1 protein-coding gene is annotated in these 1,003 nt (G+C 55.3%); it reads right to left on the bottom strand.

Going from position 1 to position 1,003, the window contains the following annotated elements; genetic code table 11:
* A partial coding sequence (locus B9Y59_RS00475; RefSeq protein WP_158088894.1) for an FIVAR domain-containing protein occupies positions 1–1,003 on the bottom strand: 1,003 nt, incomplete at both ends.

The following is a 1,003-nucleotide window of genomic DNA, read 5'->3' as shown; positions in this document are numbered from 1 at the left end:
TCGCGTTTGCAGAAGAACTGCCAGAACTGCTGCCCTTGGACGGCTTATTGGTATCAACCTTCACCAGGTTGTTCTGTGCCTCGCGTGCCTGCGCCACAGCTGCATCGATCTTCTTCTGGCCTTCCTCCGCGTCCAGGCTGTCATCCGCCATCAACGCGTTCAAAACCTCTTTGACCTCTGCTACTGCTGCATAGCTTGCCGCTGTATATTTCGACGGATCGAGCGCATTGATTTCCTTCAGCAACTCTTCCAGTTCCGTCTTGTCCGCCTTCTTGCGCAGGGCCGACATCGCCTGCAACAGATCCTTCGCGGCCTGGTCCACTTCTGCCTGTGGGGAATCCTTGTCCAGCTTCTTGGCAGCTTCCAATGCCTCCAGGAACGCTTCCTGTCCGTCCGGCAGGTATTTGCCCGCTTCGATGTCCGTTTTGATTTCTTCCGCCTTTTCAATGGCGGTATTCAAATTGCTGACGTCCGATGCGCGAATCAGTTGCTTGGACGCAGCTGTCAGGTCTTCATATGCCTTTGTGATGTCGCCCTCCAACGGTTCCGGGTCTTCGACCACTTCTTTTGCCTGCTCCATCGCTTTTTCAAACAAGGCCCAGCTGCTGCTTGTGAAGTCATCCTCCACAAGGTCGCTCAGGATATTGTACAGCTCTTCCAGGGCGCTCTTATCGCCCGGCTGGAAGTTCAGATAATGCAGTACGTTCAGCAGGTCGCTCCAGGCCTTGTCAATCTCCGTCTGCGTCGCCGCTGTATTGTTCAGCACAGCTTCCGCGGCGTCATATGCCTCCATGAAGGCTTCTCTCGCCTCGGTCACCAGCGAATCGACCGTCCCATCATCCACATAGGGCTTTGCATACTGATAGGTTTGCTCCAGAATCCGCTTGTCCGTCACCTCGAACACGAAGTCCAAGTCGACGCCTTCGCCCGTCATCTCTACTGTGTAGGTATACGAATCGCCGCTGATGAGTTCCTCCTGGCCGTTGACCGCCACCGAGCGGAA

This window comes from Anaeromassilibacillus sp. Marseille-P3371 (assembly GCF_900169665.1).
Lineage (GTDB): Bacteria > Bacillota > Clostridia > Oscillospirales > Acutalibacteraceae > Anaeromassilibacillus.
This window is presented reverse-complemented; position numbering and strand designations above follow the sequence as displayed.